Source organism: Alteromonas sp. BMJM2 (assembly GCF_027257845.1).
In the GTDB taxonomy this organism is placed as follows: Bacteria; Pseudomonadota; Gammaproteobacteria; order Enterobacterales; family Alteromonadaceae; genus Alteromonas.
This window is the reverse complement of record NZ_JAPVOT010000008.1, coordinates 19368-37794: the sequence shown is the minus strand read 5'-3', so window position 1 is coordinate 37794 and position 18427 is coordinate 19368. Positions and strand designations below refer to the sequence as shown.

The 18427-nt window shown below is 43.8% G+C and carries 18 protein-coding genes; 10 read left to right on the top strand and 8 right to left on the bottom strand.

Annotation, left to right across the window (positions count from 1 at the left end):
• Positions 1 to 192: 192 nt before the first annotated feature.
• From O9X84_RS10430 to dapA, 4 genes are all read right to left on the bottom strand, one after another.
• Positions 193 to 1071, bottom strand: coding sequence for a DMT family transporter (locus O9X84_RS10430; protein WP_269519693.1), 879 nt, complete (start codon positions 1069 to 1071; stop codon positions 193 to 195).
• Positions 1072 to 1206: 135 nt separating this feature from the next.
• The gene (gene purC, locus O9X84_RS10425) at positions 1207 to 1920 is read right to left on the bottom strand and encodes a phosphoribosylaminoimidazolesuccinocarboxamide synthase (protein WP_269519691.1); all 714 of its coding nucleotides are present in this window, start codon (positions 1918 to 1920) and stop codon (positions 1207 to 1209) included.
• A 12-nt stretch (positions 1921 to 1932) separates the two neighbouring features.
• Positions 1933 to 3036, bottom strand: coding sequence for an outer membrane protein assembly factor BamC (gene bamC / locus O9X84_RS10420; protein WP_269519690.1), 1104 nt, complete (start codon positions 3034 to 3036; stop codon positions 1933 to 1935).
• A gap of 13 nt (positions 3037 to 3049) precedes the next feature.
• Positions 3050 to 3934: a 4-hydroxy-tetrahydrodipicolinate synthase gene (gene dapA / locus O9X84_RS10415; RefSeq protein ID WP_269519689.1), complete on the bottom strand. Its 885-nt coding sequence runs from the start codon at positions 3932 to 3934 to the stop codon at positions 3050 to 3052.
• A gap of 178 nt (positions 3935 to 4112) precedes the next feature.
• On the opposite strand from dapA, the gene O9X84_RS10410 reads away from it, so the two are divergent.
• Both O9X84_RS10410 and bcp read left to right on the top strand, forming a co-directional pair.
• Positions 4113 to 4670 carry a glycine cleavage system protein R gene (locus O9X84_RS10410; protein WP_269519688.1) on the top strand — a complete coding sequence of 186 codons (558 nt, stop codon included), beginning with the start codon at positions 4113 to 4115 and terminating at the stop codon, positions 4668 to 4670.
• On the top strand, positions 4648 to 5115 hold the full coding sequence (gene bcp / locus O9X84_RS10405) for a thioredoxin-dependent thiol peroxidase (RefSeq protein WP_269519687.1): 468 nt from the start codon (positions 4648 to 4650) through the stop codon (positions 5113 to 5115). Before O9X84_RS10410 ends, bcp begins: the two co-directional genes overlap by 23 nt.
• A 119-nt stretch (positions 5116 to 5234) precedes the next feature.
• On the opposite strand, the gene O9X84_RS10400 is transcribed toward bcp, so the two are convergent.
• The gene (locus tag O9X84_RS10400) at positions 5235 to 6308 is read right to left on the bottom strand and encodes an AI-2E family transporter (protein WP_269519686.1); all 1074 of its coding nucleotides are present in this window, start codon (positions 6306 to 6308) and stop codon (positions 5235 to 5237) included.
• Between the two features lie 467 nt (positions 6309 to 6775).
• On the opposite strand from O9X84_RS10400, the gene O9X84_RS10395 reads away from it, so the two are divergent.
• On the top strand, positions 6776 to 8239 hold the full coding sequence (locus O9X84_RS10395) for a M48 family metalloprotease (protein ID WP_269519685.1): 1464 nt from the start codon (positions 6776 to 6778) through the stop codon (positions 8237 to 8239).
• Here the strand turns inward: O9X84_RS10395 and O9X84_RS10390 are convergent.
• On the bottom strand, positions 8236 to 8781 hold the full coding sequence (locus tag O9X84_RS10390) for a TlpA family protein disulfide reductase (protein ID WP_269519684.1): 546 nt from the start codon (positions 8779 to 8781) through the stop codon (positions 8236 to 8238). The two genes, O9X84_RS10395 and O9X84_RS10390, sit on opposite strands and share 4 nt — an antisense overlap.
• 224 nt (positions 8782 to 9005) lie before the next feature.
• Here O9X84_RS10390 and arsC point away from each other — a divergent pair, with 224 nt between their 5' ends.
• From arsC to O9X84_RS10375, 3 genes are read left to right on the top strand one after another with little or no spacing between them, the layout of a single operon-like run.
• Positions 9006 to 9356, top strand: coding sequence for an arsenate reductase (glutaredoxin) (gene arsC, locus O9X84_RS10385; RefSeq protein WP_269519683.1), 351 nt, complete (start codon positions 9006 to 9008; stop codon positions 9354 to 9356).
• Positions 9356 to 10000, top strand: coding sequence for an NAD(P)H:quinone oxidoreductase (gene wrbA / locus O9X84_RS10380; RefSeq protein ID WP_269519682.1), 645 nt, complete (start codon positions 9356 to 9358; stop codon positions 9998 to 10000). Before arsC ends, wrbA begins: the two co-directional genes overlap by 1 nt.
• Positions 9990 to 10409: a DUF2069 domain-containing protein gene (locus tag O9X84_RS10375; protein ID WP_269519681.1), complete on the top strand. Its 420-nt coding sequence runs from the start codon at positions 9990 to 9992 to the stop codon at positions 10407 to 10409. The genes wrbA and O9X84_RS10375 overlap by 11 nt, the downstream gene beginning before the upstream one ends.
• A 91-nt stretch (positions 10410 to 10500) precedes the next feature.
• Here the strand turns inward: O9X84_RS10375 and hda are convergent, their stop codons facing one another.
• Together hda and O9X84_RS10365 are read right to left on the bottom strand one after the other, a co-directional pair.
• Positions 10501 to 11238, bottom strand: coding sequence for a DnaA regulatory inactivator Hda (gene hda, locus O9X84_RS10370; protein WP_269519680.1), 738 nt, complete (start codon positions 11236 to 11238; stop codon positions 10501 to 10503).
• 6 nt (positions 11239 to 11244) lie between these two features.
• Positions 11245 to 12588 carry a DUF2066 domain-containing protein gene (locus O9X84_RS10365; RefSeq protein WP_269519679.1) on the bottom strand — a complete coding sequence of 448 codons (1344 nt, stop codon included), beginning with the start codon at positions 12586 to 12588 and terminating at the stop codon, positions 11245 to 11247.
• Positions 12589 to 13047: 459 nt separating this feature from the next.
• Here O9X84_RS10365 and purM point away from each other — a divergent pair, with 459 nt between their 5' ends.
• The 4 genes from purM to fadE all read left to right on the top strand — a co-directional run bounded on the left by purM (position 13048) and on the right by fadE (position 18290).
• A complete protein-coding gene (gene purM, locus O9X84_RS10360) occupies positions 13048 to 14091 on the top strand; it encodes a phosphoribosylformylglycinamidine cyclo-ligase (protein ID WP_032096458.1) in 1044 nt (347 codons plus the stop codon).
• A complete protein-coding gene (purN, locus tag O9X84_RS10355) occupies positions 14088 to 14738 on the top strand; it encodes a phosphoribosylglycinamide formyltransferase (RefSeq protein WP_269519678.1) in 651 nt (216 codons plus the stop codon). Before purM ends, purN begins: the two co-directional genes overlap by 4 nt.
• Positions 14698 to 15450, top strand: coding sequence for a DUF3108 domain-containing protein (locus tag O9X84_RS10350; RefSeq protein ID WP_269519677.1), 753 nt, complete (start codon positions 14698 to 14700; stop codon positions 15448 to 15450). The genes purN and O9X84_RS10350 overlap by 41 nt, the downstream gene beginning before the upstream one ends.
• 377 nt (positions 15451 to 15827) lie before the next feature.
• Positions 15828 to 18290, top strand: a complete 2463-nt coding sequence (fadE, locus tag O9X84_RS10345) for an acyl-CoA dehydrogenase FadE (protein WP_269519676.1) — start codon at positions 15828 to 15830, stop codon at positions 18288 to 18290.
• Positions 18291 to 18427: the final 137 nt, after the last annotated feature.

Here is an 18427-nt window from a genome sequence, read left to right as displayed (position 1 = left end):
TCAGCTTGTACAACGTCTAATGAAAATATAGCTGAACTCGCATATGAACGTAACACAGAGAAACGAAAATTGGTGAGAAAGTTTCTCGTTTATTCAAATTTTATCGTTTTTTCACTCAAAAACTCAGGTCTTGTTGTTTGTTACTAACAAGCTTTCACTGCAGAAAGCACAGTGAGATCCGACTTTAAATTGTTAATTTCTCTGTCTAATCACCAATAGAATACCGCCTAATGTGGCACATGAGGCAACGATAATCGTTATGTTTAATGATTCTTTTAAAATGGCCCACCCCATAAATGTTGCAATGATAGGAACACTTAATTGAACAGTAGCGGCGGTAGTAGACTTTATTAAGGGTAAGGCCGCATACCAAATAGCATAACCGGCGCCAGATGCGAGCATGCCTGATGCAAGCGCATATATGCTGCCTGTTGAGTCTATATTAGTATTCGTATTTGTTAGAAGTACAGTTGCCGCAAGTGGTACACAGAGCGCAGAGGCAATAACAAAATTCCCAGCACTCGCAAACAGGGGCGACGTTGCCCTTTTTCCAATCAAAGAATAGGCTCCCCATGCAAAGCCCGCTAGTATCATTAAGATAGCGGAAAGCATTGAGGGCGCGCTGCTGCTTGGTAGCAGTAATATGAATAACCCGATTATTGCAAAGGAGAAGCCAAGCCACTGTGACGGTGTAAACCTCTCCCCTTTTATAAGGCCCACTGCGATCATGGTTACTTGCACTGTGCCAAAAAGGAGCAGTGCACCAGTGCCTGTTGCCATTGAAATATAGGCAAATGAAAAGCACAGTGCATAGGCGAATAACGCAATGCCTCCACCAACACTAGCGTTTTGCTTTATCGAAGCAATGAGCCCTTTGGGTGCTTGTGACCTTGATTGAGAAACGTAGAACACTATTGAAAGAACAAGAAGACTAACAGCGCCACTTAACAGCCGGATAATGGTAAAAGAGCTGGGGTCGATATTGGTATTAACTAACGCCATACGGCAAAGCAATGAATTTGCAGCAAAAGCTACCATCGCGGTAATAACGAGCAGCACCGATTTAAACAAAATACACTCTCCGTTAAGGCAGTCTCAGTGAATGCCTATTCATTACTAGCGCCACAAACACTAAGCTTTTCGCCATTTAAAACAAAAAGAGGACCATGCCAGGTCCTCTTTGCTAAAACGTTTAACGATGAGTTACTACAATGATAAACCCAAGCGTTCAGCTACTTCGATGTAGGTTTCGACTACCGAGCCTAGCCCTTGTCGAAACCTGTCTTTATCCATTTTCTTGCGAGTCTCTTTGTCCCACAAACGGCAACCATCAGGAGTGAACTCATCACCGAGAACAATATTACCGTCGCTGTCCACACCAAACTCGAGTTTGTAATCAACCAACAACATGCCAGCGTCGTCGAACAATGCCTTAAGCACATTGTTTACTTTAAACGTTAACGCTTTCATTTCACTAATCTGAGACTCTGTCGCCCAACCAAATGAGATGATATGAAAATCATTCACCATAGGATCGTGGAGCGCATCATTTTTAAGGAAAAACTCAAAAATCGGTGGATTGAGCGTTTGGCCTTCTTCAACACCAAGTCGGCGCACAAGAGAGCCCGCTGAGAGGTTTCTCACGACGCATTCAACCGGGATCATATCAAGCTTTTTCACCAGCGATTCAGTGTCAGATACAAGGGCCTCTACTTGCGTAGCAATTCCGGCATCTTCAAGCTTGTTCATAATAAAATGATTAAACTTGTTATTCACCTCGCCTTTGCGGTCGAGCTGCTCAATTTTTTCACCGTCAAACGCTGATGTATCGTTTCGAAAGTGCAATATCAGCTTTTCGCTGTCATCGGTGTAGTAAACCGTTTTTGCTTTACCACGGTAAAGCTCTTCGCGTTTTTCCATTCTCAGTCTCAGTTATATATCAAGATTATCTTCTGACATGACCTCAGCAAATGCTTCGTAAAGGTCGGAAACCTGATTGGCTTCAAACGGGGTGCTCTCATTATCCATAAAGGTTACAGACGTTCTCGAGTCACCTGCTTTTGCCACTTTCAAACGATAGTCGCCCTTATCGAGTAACTTCTCATCGCTTGAAAATAAATCATTCCACCAGTCGCCTTGTGGACCGCTATAGGTAACAAATAATAAACCGTTAGATTTATCCAAATCTTTTACGTTGAAGCCAAGTTTGCGCAGCACTAGTAACATGCGAGGCCACACAATGTCGTACTGAGATTCAACCACATAAGCCGGCTCGCCATCGGCGTTAAAGCCCATCTCAGTTTGAATACCCTTACGAATGCGCGCTATGCGACGGGTCTGCTCTAAGCGAATTTGATATTCGTAATGCCCAACAACTTGGTTTAGAACACTCACTTCTTCACGGCGTTCATCTAACTCAGTCACCTGTGCAGTAACGTCATTACCGATAGACTTCATATAGTCTTTTAAGTCTACACTAAGCGCAGCGCTTCGCCCGTGTGGCTTAACGTTTAGGTTGAATTCGAATCGTCGGCCGATTTCACTTTCTTCGTCAAGGATACTATACCATGGGCCATCTATATCTTGCTTCACTACCATCCAATCGGTAATAAGTACGCGCGCTTCAGGGTCGAAGGAATCAACGCCGATACCGTTTTCATCAAGGTAACTAAGCAACGAGTTCCAAATCGCTTCGCTAAGAGGCTGACTGTCATCAACTTGGTCAAACCAAATCGTTGCTGTGTTCGTTCCCTCTTCAATATGAGAGCCCGAGACTAAAGGTAAAACCAACGCAGGTGATTGTACTGGTAGTGTTTTCCCTACCAGCTCTTCGTTCACCCCATCACCAAGTTCGGGAAGTGCAAACTCACGAGAAAAAGCCGGTTTGTCTAAATCGGATGGTATTTTGAGCTCTTCTTGTTTTTCTGTTTTTAGATATTTATAACTGCCTGACGCAGTCTTTCTATCTATTTGGCTTGTACAACCGGCAAGTGCAACAATTGCTACTGAACTTGCTATAGCCAGCGTTTTATTCATCTGTGTTCCTTAATTAACCAGAAATCAATGCGTATTTTTGTAATAGTTCTTCGATACGTTTTTGGCTTGATAGTTCCGGTAATACCATTGGTAAGCGCATAACAGCGCTTTCCATCATGCCCATTTTATATAATGCCCACTTTGGCATTACAGGGTTTGGCTCAATAAAAAGTTCGCTGTGAAGCAGTTCTATCGTTTTATCAATGTCACGGCATTTATCGAAATCTTTATTAAGCGCCGCCTCACACATTTGTGAAATAGCCTTGGGCGTAATGTTGGCGGTTACTGAAATGACCCCGTGCCCACCTTCACACATAAATTGACTGCTCGTGCCATCATCACCACTTAAAATGACAAAATCTGAAGGTACTAACGGCAGAGTTTCTTTTAAGCGAGATATATCACCTGTGGCATCTTTTAATCCAACGATATTTTTGTGTACGGCAAGCTCTGCAACCGTCTCAGGCAACATATCGGCAACGGTTCTGCCTGGCACATTGTATAAAATAACAGGCTGTTCGCTGGCATCGGCAATCGCATTGAAGTGCGCCACCATACCCCGTTGCTGGGGCTTGTTGTAATACGGGACGACACTTAAAAAACCGTCTACACCGACTGCGCCAAGCTGTTCTGTTAGGAAAATCGCCTCTGCTGTGGAGTTTGCTCCACTACCGGCGATAATAGGAATGGCACCAGACGCCATTGCTACCGTTTCTTTAACCACATTTACGTGTTCGTCAAAGGGAAGTGTCGCTGATTCACCGGTTGTTCCTACTGAAACAATCCCGTGGGTTCCTTGTTCTATATGAAACTTAATCAGTTTCTCTAAAGACTTATAATCTATATCGCCATTTTCGAACATGGGTGTGACGAGTGCGACGTAACTACCAGTAAACATAATCTCTCCGCAAAATGTGAGCGCACATGTTAATTATCTCAGTGCGCAAACACAAGCGGTTGCGCGGGTAAATAGACAAGAATTTGACAATAACTTATGCAATGACGCCAAAAAGGCACTAACTTAACAAAAAACTCTATGCTAACATCCCGCCATTGCTAGGTTTAAAGTGAATTTGATGTCTAAACACCAACTAATCGTTACACTTTTAGGTACAGATAAGAGCGGCATTCTAAGCGAAATAGCCACCGCAGTTTCGCAGGCCCAGTGCAATATTCTCGATAGTCGACAAGCAGTCTATGGAAGAGAGTTTTCTCTCACCATGATTATTGAGGGAAGCCAAAGCGCGATTACAAAAGCAGAATGTACATTGCCTGCGGTTATACAGCGTTTAGGTTTGCTATCAATGATGAAGCGAACAAGTCACCATGAAAAACAAAATCTCGCAAATTTGCTCAATGTTGAATTTAGTGGCCAAGATGCAGCGGGATTAATTCAGTCAGTCACCGGCTTTTTTGCCGCGCGAGACGCGATAATAAGTGCTTTTCGACAACGTACATTCAAAGAATTAGACCATAACGTTATGCAGTGTAAATTCGTGGTATCTATTCCCACATCTGAAAGCGTTGAACAATTAGAGTCTGATCTAATGACCCTATTCGCCTCGTTAAATGTTACAGGCAAAGTAGTAGACAAACAGAAAAAGGATCCTAATGAAAACACTACAAGCTGGTGATAAAGCACCCCAGTTCTCTCTCTTAGATCAACATGGCAAGACGGTTTCTTTAACCGATTTTGCGGGTAAAAAAGTGCTAGTTTATTTTTACCCTAAAGCGATGACGCCTGGCTGCACGGTACAAGCTCAAGGCCTTCGTGATATTCAAAATGAACTTGAAGCGAAAAACGTTGTGGTATTAGGTATTAGCCCTGATGCAGTAAAACGCTTGCCGAAGTTTATTGAGAAAGAGAGTCTGAACTTCACCTTATTATCAGACGAGGATCACGCTGTGGCAGACGATTTCGGTGTTTGGGGTTTAAAGAAGTTTATGGGAAAAGAATATGACGGCATACACAGGCTAACATTTTTAATTAATGAAGAAGGCACAATTGAACACGTCTTCAATAAATTCAAAACAAAAGAGCATCATATTGTCGTGCTAGAGCATTTAAATAATGGCTAGTTGCTCATAAAGACAGTGCTAAATGCCTAACAACGCTGTACGACAGTAAAAAAGCGCCAATTGAAAAAGCCCTGGACACAACGGGGCTTTTTCGTATCAATGCTGATCTATTATGACGGTTATGCAGTTTCTGGCATTTCTTTCACTGGGTTGCTAGACCACGCCGTAATAACTGCCTTCACAAGCGTTGCAAGTGGAATTGCAAAAAACACGCCCCAGAACCCCCACAGTCCGCCAAATACTAAAACGGCAATGATAATATAGAGAGGGTGAAGACTTACCGCTTCGGAGAATAAAAGCGGTACCAACAGGTTTCCATCTAGTCCCTGTATTACTCCGTAGGCAAGCATAAGATACCAAAACTCAGGACTAATACCCCACTGAAACATAGCAACAATAGCTACGGGTATAGTAACGACAGCAGCACCGATGTAAGGAATTAACACAGAAAGCCCAACAAGCACACCCAACAAGATGGCATAGCGCAAGTCCATTAAAACAAACGTGACGCAACTAATAACACCTACAATGACAATTTCAATGACCTTGCCACGAATATAATTAGCGATTTGTGAATTCATTTCGTGACCCACTTGGGTAATTAGTCGTCTCTCCTTAGGAAGCAGCCTAGAAATACTGTCTAAAAAAAACATCTTGTCTTTTAACATGAAAAATATCATTAAGGGTACAAGTACCATATATACCAAAAGTGCAGCTACATTGGCGATATTACTAAACGATACGGAAATCAGCGTTTCTCCAACTTCTACGAGCTTGTCGTTGAGCCCTTCCATCATTTGGTGAATTTGGTAAACCTGCACATAATCTGGATATTTATCAGGCAAGGTAAGGATCCACTCCTGCGCTTTTTGCCAAATGAGTGGTGTCTCTTGAATCAGATTAACGCTTTGCTTGGAAATAATAGGTACAAGACCAATAAGCGTAAGAATAGTGATAGTAATAAACCCCAGAAGAACAACGCCGCACGCAATCCCCCTTCCTACTCCCAACTTTATTAATCGAGTAACAGGCCAGTCGAGAAGATATGCTATAACCGCCGCTACCAAAACAGGCATTATCAATTCGCCCCACAGCAAAAGAACCGCAGTGCTAAGTAAAATTAAAATGAGCAGCATTGCTGCATCAGGATCGGAAAATTTGCGTCGGTACCATCGACCAAACACGCTAATCATATCAATATCCAGAAAATACATAGAATAGGACACGCATCATAGTTTATCGGATAGCAAATTAGCAATAAGTAGTAGATAAGAATCTTTTTAAATCAAACTGGTATGACATTTCTCACGTATGAAAGGTGGATGTTACTACTTTGCGCCGAAAAAAATGTTTTAGTCGAATACTTATTCCGCAGTTCGTTGTGAATGACACCGTTATTGCTGAAAATTTCTTTGACGCAGGCCCTTTGACGCTCGCACCCCTGGTGCAAGTTCTATTCAGCAGTGCTTTTCCAGTCAAAGGGGATGGCGAACTACTACACATACCTAATTATGCACCATGTGCATATGTGGCAATAACGTAGCACATGGTGCACAATGACAGTGGCAACTATTAGTGAAATATTCGAAGAAAAATGAAACTGTTTAAACACTTGTGGTTCTAACTGGACAGAAAACAACATTGGTACACTTGTAGGTTCATGAGAAAAAAATTATCTGCGCCGTTTATTATTCTTTCTTGCGCTCTTATCCTCAGCTTATCTGCTGTTGCCCAAGATATGAAATACAGCAATAAAAATACGTTACCCGAGATAGGAGTGGTTGCGTCAGACGCCATTTCCCTTGATAAAGAGATGATCATTGGTGACGCGGTAATGCGTCAAATGCGCGGCCAAAGTCCAATTATAGCCGATCCGGTATTAGATGAATATTTACAAGATTTGGGTAATCGCCTTGTTGTACATGCGGATAATGCCAAATTCCCCTTTCAATTTTTCTGGGTTAACAACGATGCCATCAATGCGTTTGCATTCTTTGGTGGTCATATCGGAGTTCATGCAGGTTTAATGCGTCGAGCCGACAACGAGAGTGAACTTGCCTCGGTACTTGCTCATGAAATTTCCCACGTTACACAACGCCACATCGCGCGCAGAATGCAGGCACAAAAACGAGCCTCACCGTTGGCCCTTGCCTCATTAATAGGTGGTGTACTTATTGCCATAGCCAACCCTCAAGCTGGTATGGCTGCAATGCAGGCAGGCTCGGCAGCGTCAGCTCAGTTGCAAATAGATTACACAAGGTCTAACGAGCAAGAAGCCGACCGAATTGGTATCGCAATGCTCGCTAGAGCTGGCTTTGACCCTAAAGGGGCCGCCAGCTTCTTCTCGACCATGGCAGAAGAATACAGAATGGTTTCACGACCTCCAGCTAGGTTATTAACTCACCCCTTAACTGAAACCCGTATTGCTGACGCTCGAAGCCGCGCCAATGATTATCCAAGACGTTATTTACCTATTAATAAGCAGTTTGAATTAGCAAAGGCGCGAATAAAGTCCCGTTATTCTTTCGATAAAGATTACGCAATTGAATATTATCAGGCAGCGGTGGACCAACAAGCCCAGCGCAGCAGAGAAGCCTCTTTATATGGGCTTACCCTTGCCTATATGCGGAATGAAGAAAACGTGAAAGCTAAAAAGATAGTTGACGAGCTGTTAGAGAAAGACCCTACCAACCTTTTCTACCTAGACGCGGCAACAGATATACATATTGCTCTTGGCGAGCCGCTAAAGGCTGTAGAAATGCTCAAGCCACACGTTACGCATAACCCACGAAATCAAGTGTTGGCCCTTAATCAGGCGAATGCCCTCATCAGCGCTCAGCAATACGATGACGCTATTATACTGTTAAAAGATTTTTTGCTAGTGAAGAAAGATTATCAAGTGGCCTATCAAATGATGAGTGAGGCATATCAAAAAGCCAAACGCTTCTCTCAGATGCATCAAAGTAAGGCGGAAGTTTATGCGCTTTACGGGGCATACAACAGAGCGGTAGACGAACTGCAATATGCCTATAATTTTGCGGCCGATGACCATTTGCAAAAGCAGCGTATCCGCGCTCGCATAAAGCAGTTTAGAGATCAGGAAGACAGATTAGAGCGGCTTTAAATATTTTTCTTAGCCACTAATTTTAGCGCGTGGATCCGCTCTTTCAATTCTTGCTCTGATACTTCACCCATAATCGTATCTACCACCGTTCCTTTTGGGCCTACGATAAATGTAGCTGGTAAATAGGGAGGTTTTTCCATGGGAAGTGCAGTGTTTTCAGATGCAAAAATTATAGGCACTTCAATGGTGTATTTATCCGCCATCTCAGTAATTTGAGTGCTTGTTTGTCTGTCGTAGTTTATGGCAAAAAGTAAGGTATCCTCAGGTAAGTTTTGACTAAATGCATTTAACTCTGGCATTTCCCGTAAACAGGGTGCACACCAGGGCGCAAAATAGTTAATTATGGTCCACTGCCCTTTTAATTCATCCCACCGATAGCTTTCGCCATTGACTGTTTCAAAGTCAAACTGCTGCGACTGATAGGTGAATATACCAGCGCCTAGCGCGAGTATCGTTATCACGATCAAGCCTAATTTTTTTAGCGCATATGCCTTTGCCTTATCGGTTTTTATTGTATGAATTGGCTTAACATTATTTTGCATAAATTCTTCTTCAGGTTTATAGCGAGTTATATTGTTCAGTTAAAAAGGTCTGTTCAACATTCCTTGATGCGCTTTGTATTCATTCTATAGGCACCGTATTATGGTTAAAGTAGTACGAAACCTGAATGGCGTTCAACATTTTTCGCCTTCTCACTGAATATTGCTTGAAAACAAAAATCAAAAGCGCAATAGTCTGCGCAAAATATTAAAGTGAGGTTCTATCCATGACTCAAGTCACTATTATTCATAATCCGCGTTGCTCTAAAAGCAGACAAACATTGGCATTGCTAGAAGAAAATGGCATTACGCCCACTGTGATTGAATATTTAAAAACACCGATGAGCATAGAAGAAATAACGTCAGTATTTAAAAAACTTAACGTTGAATCGGTTCGCCAGATGATGCGTATAAAAGAGCCGGAATACAAAGATGCAAACTTAATCAACGCTGACGATGACCACACCTTACTGCAGGCCATGGTCACAACACCTAAGTTAATTGAGCGTCCTATTGTGATAAATGGCGAGCGTGCTCGCATTGGCCGCCCTCCTGAAAATGTATTGGAAATAGTATAGTGAAACCCGTTCTTGTTCTTTATTACAGTCGCCATGGAAGCACTAAGCGCCTGGCTGACGCCATTGCACAAGGCATAACCTCCACCGATGTTCCCGTTATTGTCCGTACTGTGCCTGGCCTAAAAGTTGAGGAGCAAGTCGAGGAGGGTAGCGCTGTAATTGCGACCGGTGAATCTGAACTGGATGTGCCTATGGTGTCATTAAAAGAGTTAGAAAATTGCAGCGCCCTTGCACTGGGAAGCCCTACCCGTTTTGGCAATATGGCAGCGCCGATGAAACACTTTTTAGACACAACCAGTAATTTGTGGCTCAAAGGCTCGCTCATTGACAAACCGGCCTGTGTATTTACCTCATCCTCTTCCATGCATGGTGGTCAGGAGTCTACGCTGCTTTCCATGATGATCCCGCTTTTACACCATGGCATGGTGCTATGTGGTTTGCCCTACAGTGAGCCTGAGCTTCATACCACCACAACCGGTGGCAGTCCTTACGGCGTTACGCACGTGGCGCATTCCAACCTAAAAGATTCAAATCAATTGAGCGATGATGAAAAGTCGTTGTGTATAGCGCAGGGAAAACGCCTAGCTTCATTCGCCCAAAAACTAAACTCATCAACAGAATCGGAGAATAATAATGGCCTCTGATACGCGATTTTTTCGCTATTTAGCGCTCGTTAGCCACACCTTACTCATTGTGTGGCTCACATTGTGGCAGTTCACATTTACCAAGGTACATACATACTCACCTACATTTATTGTACTAGTTTACCTACTTCCTTTGCTACTGCCGTATCGCGGGGTATTGAAGGGCAAACCTTATACCCATGCGTGGGCTAACTTCGTTGTGCTTTTTTATCTTATTCACGCCTGTACAGTAGTTTATGCTGTGCCGGCAGAGCGTTGGTACGGCGTCGTTGAATTGGTGCTGTGCACCACAATGTTTATTGGCTGTGCAGCATTTGCAAGAAAACGAGGTCGCGAACTAGGATTAGGTATAAAGAAACTAAAAGAAGAAATGCAGGAAGAAAAAGAGTATTTCGAGCAACAGAAGTAGCATACTTTACTTGCCTACTTATTAATGGGGGCGCCGCACCATCACGGGCCCTACTGCGCGACTGACACATCACAATAAGTGTTAACGATTGCTATTGAATTCCTAGTTCTCGCTTAACCATAGCGACAGATAGTCGCTTTTGTTCCTGCAGTGAACGTGTATCAAGACGTCCAAGTAGCGTCATCAAGCTGTTTAAATCACGCTGGCTGTGATGAAGAAGAAAGCTCAAAGCTTGGTCGGATAACTTTAAACCTCTTTCTATCGCTCTCAAGCGAACCGCTTGCTCTCGTCCGCCATCATCAAGCGAGTTGATATGATAGATAACGCCCCACGCTAAACGGGAGCGTAAATCAGGCAATAAGTAGGACGGGTTTGAGGGGCCTAAATGACTGGTACACAGTACGAGTGTGTCTTGTGTTTCAACAACTCTGTTGAGTAGATCAAATAACGCTTCTTCCCATTCAGCATCGCCCGCAATCGCATGAACATTGTCTAGTGCAATGAGAGATAGGCCTTCAAGCCCATCAAAAATATCACGAGACCAAGCGCGATAATCATTCAGGTTTAGGTACAAATGACTCACTTGTTTATTTGCCAGCTGGTGGCATGCCGCAAATAGCAAATGGCTCTTACCGGTACTGCTCGCGCCCAATAAGGTAACAAGGGGAAGTTTAAGAGAGACTAACTGCCCCAATGACGATGAGGTGCGCCAGCTAGGCAAAGCATCGACAATATCAGTTAACAGGGTGACTATTTCTTCATTACCATCACCCACGAAACTATCGAAGTTCTTATCAATGGGTAGCGTCACGGGCAAAGGTAATTGCATAAATAATTAATTATTCCAATAGAAACTGAAACCTTCTACAGGCTGGCCGTAGGCATCAGTTACAGGTCTGAGTTTTGCTTCGAGGCCAACCGTATTCATAAGGTCTTCTGTCGTACCAATAAGCGTAATGGAAAACGTTGCGACTGTACCTCGCTGAGCCTTAAGAGATGCACTTTCAATCACACTCAGTGTAGTAAGATAGCGAGATACATCAGCATAACTTTCAATGGTTCCAACATTTGCCACCGATATTTCAAGCACCTCACGGTTAGCTTTATCAATACCAACGACGGCGTACTGCGACGATAAGTAGTCCGCGTAAGCCTCCATCAATGCGCTTCCAAGTAACGTTGGAGAATCTGCATAGATACTGCCGTAGCTCACGCTGTCTTTGCTGATGAAAACCCAATCAAGCCCGAAGTCTCCTTCTTCTGAACGTTTGGCGTGTGCTTCAAACTCGTCCATCGAGAAGGGCTTAATCGTTGGTTTAAATTCTCCCTCACTAGTTACATTGACACCCTGAGCAGCGCCGTTTTGAATTTCATCAACCTGCTCACTCTGACTATTACTTATATCGCCACTATTCTCCAGTGAGCTAGCGCTACTGTCCAAATGGCTACCGGAAATGCTGTCGGCATGACTGTTTGCACTAACGCTGGCATTGGGATCCTTCTTAGACTCAGCATTAGGTAAATCTGGAACAAATGTGGAATCGTTTTTGTATAAACGCGCGGCAATAATGTTATCTACGCTATATCTTCGAGAAGCCTCACGAACTGGCTCAACGAAGCGAGCCCACACATCGTAAGTGGTAATATTGACATTATCAGTTAAATCCATGAGAGGAAGGCTCAACGGTAGACCTCTTTCTTGAGCCGTGGTTCTAAGTGCCTCTGCGATTGGAAAATCTACAGACTCGTCAATAATGACCTTATTCTCTTTTTCATCTTGCACCGCTAGCCATATTAACGTTTCAGGTCTTCTATCTCCCCACAGTGGCAGCATTTCCCGCTGTAGAATCTCACCTACTTTAGTGCTATCAAATTCAGCAACATAATAGGTTTTGCTACCTTCATAGGAATAGCGATAAGACCGAAGCAAAGACTGAGGTGAAGATAGTGCGGCTTTTACGCCTGGGTTGCTGAGGGATTCAGTAGACCCAGACATCTTTAAAAACACCTCTCGCAATGCCTGTTTGGCTGCTTTTTGTTGAGCGCGAGAGCTTTGATCTTCGACAAGGATCTTCGCTTCATTCACCACTATTCGCTGGGTAGCGCTTGCAACGAACGAAGCGCAGACGAGAGTAAAAGCGACTGCACACATTAGTAATAAAGAATGGTACGGTTTCATCAAATTATTTGTTCCGGCGAGTGAGAATGCCCTACTCATTATCAATGTTAATGCTCCATCTTTGCTGTATTTTTGTCTTAACAGTTTGCTATCAGCAGCTTGCTATCAAATTATTGCTCACAATTCCCTGCTCACAATTCCGTTTTCAAAAAACGTTGCTGCCAACGCCCTGATGTTCAAGTGTGTATTAACACGTTGTGTTATAAACAAGCGTTGATACTAATGACTGAATACATGCCAATATCCATAAAAAAATAGCGATAACATGCCAGCGGTACGTCCATTCTCTTTTATATTGGGTTTTATTTCATCCTTAAACCAACAAATATTTTAATCGCCTGCTAGAGCGTGAAGAGGATAATCTGAAAAAAGGCGATAAAATCACCGCTACAAATTGGACTTGTGTCAACTAACTGGTAGAATCCGCGGTTTTCTACCTCTTAGTTCCAGGGCCCAACCGTGAGCGAAAATAAAACCTCTTTAAGCTACAAAGACGCAGGCGTAGACATTGACGCGGGAAATCAACTTGTAGAGCGCATCAAATCAGTCACTAAAAAAACCCACCGACCTGAAGTAAAAGGTAATTTAGGTGGTTTTGGCGCGTTATGTGAGTTACCTACTAAATACAAAAAACCACTGCTTGTTTCTGGAACCGATGGCGTAGGTACAAAGCTTCGCGTGGCTATGGACGCGAATCGCCATGATGGCGTAGGTATCGACCTAGTAGCCATGTGTGTTAACGACCTCATTGTTCAAGGCGCAGAGCCGCTGTTCTTCCTTGATTATTACGCGACAGGCAAATTAGATATAGATGTTGCAGCGTCGGTAGTGACTGGTATTGGCGCAGGCTGTGAACTAGCAGGCTGTGCACTTATTGGTGGTGAAACCGCCGAAATGCCTGGAATGTATCACGGCGGCGACTACGATATTGCTGGATTCTGTGTGGGTGTTGTTGAAGCAGAAAACGTCATTGACGGAACAACCGTTAAGCCAGGGCAAAAGTTGATAGCCTTGGGCTCATCAGGCCCCCACTCTAACGGGTACTCGTTAGTGCGTAAAATTATAGAAGTGAGTGAAGCCGACGTTGATGCCGAGTTAAACGGCAAGCCTATTATCGATCACCTTCTTGAGCCCACACGCATCTATGTTAAGTCTGTGCTTACCCTGTTAGAGCAAATTAAAGTGAGTGCAATCTCCCATATTACCGGTGGCGGCTTTTGGGAAAATATTCCTCGCGTCCTTCCTGACGATGCAAAAGTGGTTATTGACGAAAGCACTTGGGAATGGCCAGAGATTTTTTCTTGGTTACAAACTCAAGGTAATGTCACCCGCCATGAAATGTATCGCACCTTTAACTGCGGCGTTGGTTTAGTGATTGTTGTTGACGAAGGCGATGTTGAGAGCTCACTAGAAATACTAAACAGTCAGGGTGAGAATGCATGGCTTATTGGTACTATCGAAGCAAAAGATAGCGACGGTGAACAAGTAGAGATAAACGGGTGAGCAGCACTGTGACAAAACTCTGCGTACTCATTTCAGGTAATGGTAGTAACTTGCAGGCGATTATCGATGCAATTGCTGCCGGCCGACTTAATGCCGTGGTGAGCGGCGTTATCAGTAACCGCCCAAATGCCTATGGGTTAGAGCGGGCAACAGATGCTGGTATTGATGCCATTTGTCTTGACCATACCGAATTTGATGACAGAGCCTCGTACGATAATGCATTAAGAGCGCAGATTGAGGCCTTCGGTGCAGACTGTGTGGTACTTGCAGGTTTTATGCGAATACTTACGCCAGAATTTGTTCATGCGTTCGCTGGAAAATTAGTGAACATTCATCCATCGTTGTTGCCTAAGTACAAAGGTTTACACACACATCAGCGTGCTATCGATAACGGTGACGCAGAACATGGCGTTAGTGTTCACTTTGTAACACCTGAGCTCGACGGTGGTCCTGTTATTATACAAAGCAGAGTGCCAGTGTTTGAAGATGATGTTGCAAGCGACTTAGCTGAGCGTGTTCAGGAGCAAGAAAGGCGCATTTACCCTCTTGTTTTGAACTGGTTTAGTGCAGGCAGGTTATCGATGCGAGACAATAAGGCTATCTTAGATGAGCAAGAGCTTCCAGAAACAGGTTATGCGAGCGAGTAATACGCTGGCGAAAAACGTATTAGCAACGTTATCAATCTCATTGAGTGCAGTATCAGCGAACACCTTCGCTGATACATCGCTGCCTATCGAGCCTTACAAAGCTACCTACACAGCATATAAGTGGGGAGATGATGTAGGTCAAGCTTCCATTGAACTCTCCCAATTAGGCGAAGAAAAATATTCGCTTATTTATACTTCCAAAGTGTCAAAGTTTTTCCTTTCAGATAAACGTAGCGAACATTCTATATTTTTAATTCAAGATGATAATATCGTGCCTTCAGAGTACTACTACAGTCGCTCGGGTACTGGGCCAGATAAGTCTTTAGAAGTAGTGTTTAGCCAGCAGGGAAACGGCAAGATTACTGTTGATAATGGCGATGTCTTTGAGTGGGACGGCGAGTTTGATAATCAAATTTACCGTCTAGATTTAGCTAAACAACTGGCTAAAGGCGAAACGTCATTGACTTACGACTTCATTAATTATCGTGGACAACATAGGCAATACGGTGTTGAGGTTTTAGATGAAGAAATGTTGAGCTTACCCTATGGGGATTTGAAAACAGTAAAAGTAAAACTTATTCGCGATTCTAAGAAACGTGAAACCTTTGCTTGGTTTGCCCCATCTTTAAATTATGCACTAGTTAGGTTACAACAATTTAAAGAAGGCGAAGAACAAGGCGATATCAAATTGAAGGCATTTGAAACACTATAGTTGTGCGCATTAACAGCGACTAGGCTTTGTAAATGGCATTCTAACGCCCCCCTTTCCTATTTATAAGGCCGTTACTTACGGCCTTTTTCTACAGATTCCCTCTATCATTACTTTAATGTCACTCTGGCTTTTGATCTGATTTTTCTCGCAACCGCTATACTTAACATAGCCTCCTATTATTTACGCGGTGATTGAAAGATTATTCATGTAAAAATCTTGATCTTTCGGCTATTAAATAATAGGTTTAGGGCATGCTGGTCTGACCTCAAAAAGTGGTTAAAAGAACGTAGGTTTAGTCAACTGTTCACAAGTAAGCTAAGCGTCATCGTTAAAAATTTCAGACAAGCATATTGTTCAAGGCCTTTCAGGAGTGATGTATGGCAGATTTTATATGGTTTTTACTGGTCGTTGTAACACTAGCAGTCGCTAGCTATCAGCGCACCAGCTTGGTAACAGCAGTTGCCATGGGTGCAGGCGTTATGCTTTTAGGCACCTTTTTTGGTGACATAGGTCTTCTAGGCTGGGTAGTGTATTTAGCACTCACACTCCCTTTCACGCTGTCGAATATTAGACAACAGCACATTTCGAAAAAATTATTGGCGTTCTACCGCAAGGTAATGCCTGAAATGTCGAGTACTGAACAAGAAGCCATTGACGCCGGAACGGTCTGGTGGGATGGCGATATTTTCAGTGGCAAGCCAGATTGGGAAAAACTACACCGTATCCCTAAAGGCCGTTTAACCGCAGAAGAACAGGCGTTCTTAGATGGCCCCTGCGAAGAAGTATGCTCAATGGTGGACGAATGGCAAATCAACCATAAAGATGCCGATCTTCCTCCTGAAATTTGGCAGTTCCTTAAAGATCATAAATTCTTCGCTATGATCATCAAGAAAGAATATGGCGGCTTAGATTTTTCAGCATTTGCTCAGTCTCGCGTTTTACAGAAACTGGCAGGTGTTAGTGCTGTCCTTTCAAGTACGGTAGGTGTGCCCAATTCATTAGGTCCAGGTGAGTTGCTACAGCACTATGGCACTAAGGAGCAACAAGACCACTATTTACCGAGACTTGCAGCGGGTGAGGAAATTCCATGTTTCGCGCTAACGGGTCCAGAGGCGGGCTCAGATGCAGGCGCTATCCCAGATGTTGGTATAGTGTGTAAGGGCGAGTTTAATGGTGAAGAAGTGTTAGGTATGCGCCTTACGTTCAGCAAGCGTTATATCACCCTTGCACCAGTTGCTACGGTCATCGGCCTTGCATTTAAACTGAAAGATCCAGACGGTTTGCTTGGCGATAATGCCGATCCAGGCATTACATGTGCGCTTATTCCTCGCGATACGAAGGGGTTAGAAATTGGTCGTCGTCACTTCCCACTTAATACGCCATTTCAAAATGGTCCTGTAAAGGGCAACGATATTTTCGTACCAATTGACTACATCATCGGTGGGCCTTCAATGGCTGGTCGCGGATGGCGTATGCTAATGGAATGCTTGTCCGTTGGTCGTTGTATTACCCTACCGTCTTCTGCTGCAGGTGGTGCTAAGTCAGTGTCTCTTGCTACCGGTGCCTATGCGCGAATTCGTCGCCAGTTCCGTATGCCAGTTGGTCATATGGAAGGTGTTGAAGAGATGCTAGCTCGCATTGGCGGTAATGCTTACCTGATGGACGGCGTAACCCGCTTTTCTACGGTAGGTGTAGACCTTGGCGAGAAGCCTTCTGTTATCTCAGCGATATGTAAATACCATTTGACGGAAAAAATGCGTCAAGTCATGGACGATTCCATGGACGTTCATGGTGGTAAAGGCGTTATGCTTGGGCCCAATAACTACCTAGGTCGTGGGTACCAAGGTGTGCCCATTTCAATCACGGTTGAGGGCGCAAATATTCTTACCCGCAACATGATGATATTCGGCCAAGGCGCAATGCGCTGTCATCCATTTGTGTTGAAAGAACTACAAGCTGCTGCAATTGAAGATAAGAAAGACGCACTTGTTGCTTTCGACAAAGCCGTATTTGGTCACATTGGTTTTGCGGTAGCAAATACTGTTCGCAGTATTTGGTTCTCGCTAACGAATGGAGCATTCAGCAGTGCGCCGTTTACCGACGAAACAGCACGCTATTACAAGCTAATGCAAGGTTACAGTGCAAACTTAGCACTACTAACCGATGTGTCGATGGGTGTACTTGGTGGCGATCTTAAACGTCGCGAACGTTTGTCTGCTCGATTGGGCGACATTCTAAGCGGTATCTACATGGGTAGCACAACGTTGAAGCGCTTCGATGAAGACGGTCGTTTAAAAGAAGACCTTCCTCTTCTACATTGGGCAATGCAAAACACATTGCACGATATAGAAACGGCTATCGAAGACTTCCTTGCTAACTTCCCTAACAGAGCTATTGCGGTAGCGTTACGCGTGATGGTGCTTCCTGTGGGACGTCGTGTTGGCAAGCCATCAGATAAAACTGAACATGCGATTGCTAAAATGCTTCAGACGCCGTCATCGGCACGTAGCCGTCTAGGTTATGGTCAATATCTAAGCCGTGAAGACGGTAGCCTTTTCGGCGACCTTGAGCAAACGCTTGATGATGTATTGCTGAGCGAGCCAGTGTTTGACCGCATTTGTAAGCACAAGAAAGCAAAACTTCCATTTACTCGTTTAGACGTTTTAGCAGATGAAGCGTTAGCTGAAGGTATTATCGATAAAGCTGAGGCCGAGTTACTGCACAAAACGGAAGCAGGAAGGCTGCGCACTATCAATGTTGACGACTTTGACCACGAGGAACTTGTGGCTAAGATAAATTCGACAAGTGCCGCGAAGAAACGAGGTGGCAAGGCTGCATAGTCTATTGCTTTAACTATTTCGTTGAAAGAACAAGGCCGCTACTACAGCGGCCTTTTTGTGTCTTTGATTTAATGCCTGTCCTTACTTAAGACAAAAAGTTTTAGGCAAAACGTGAAAGGCATAAAAAAACCGAACGT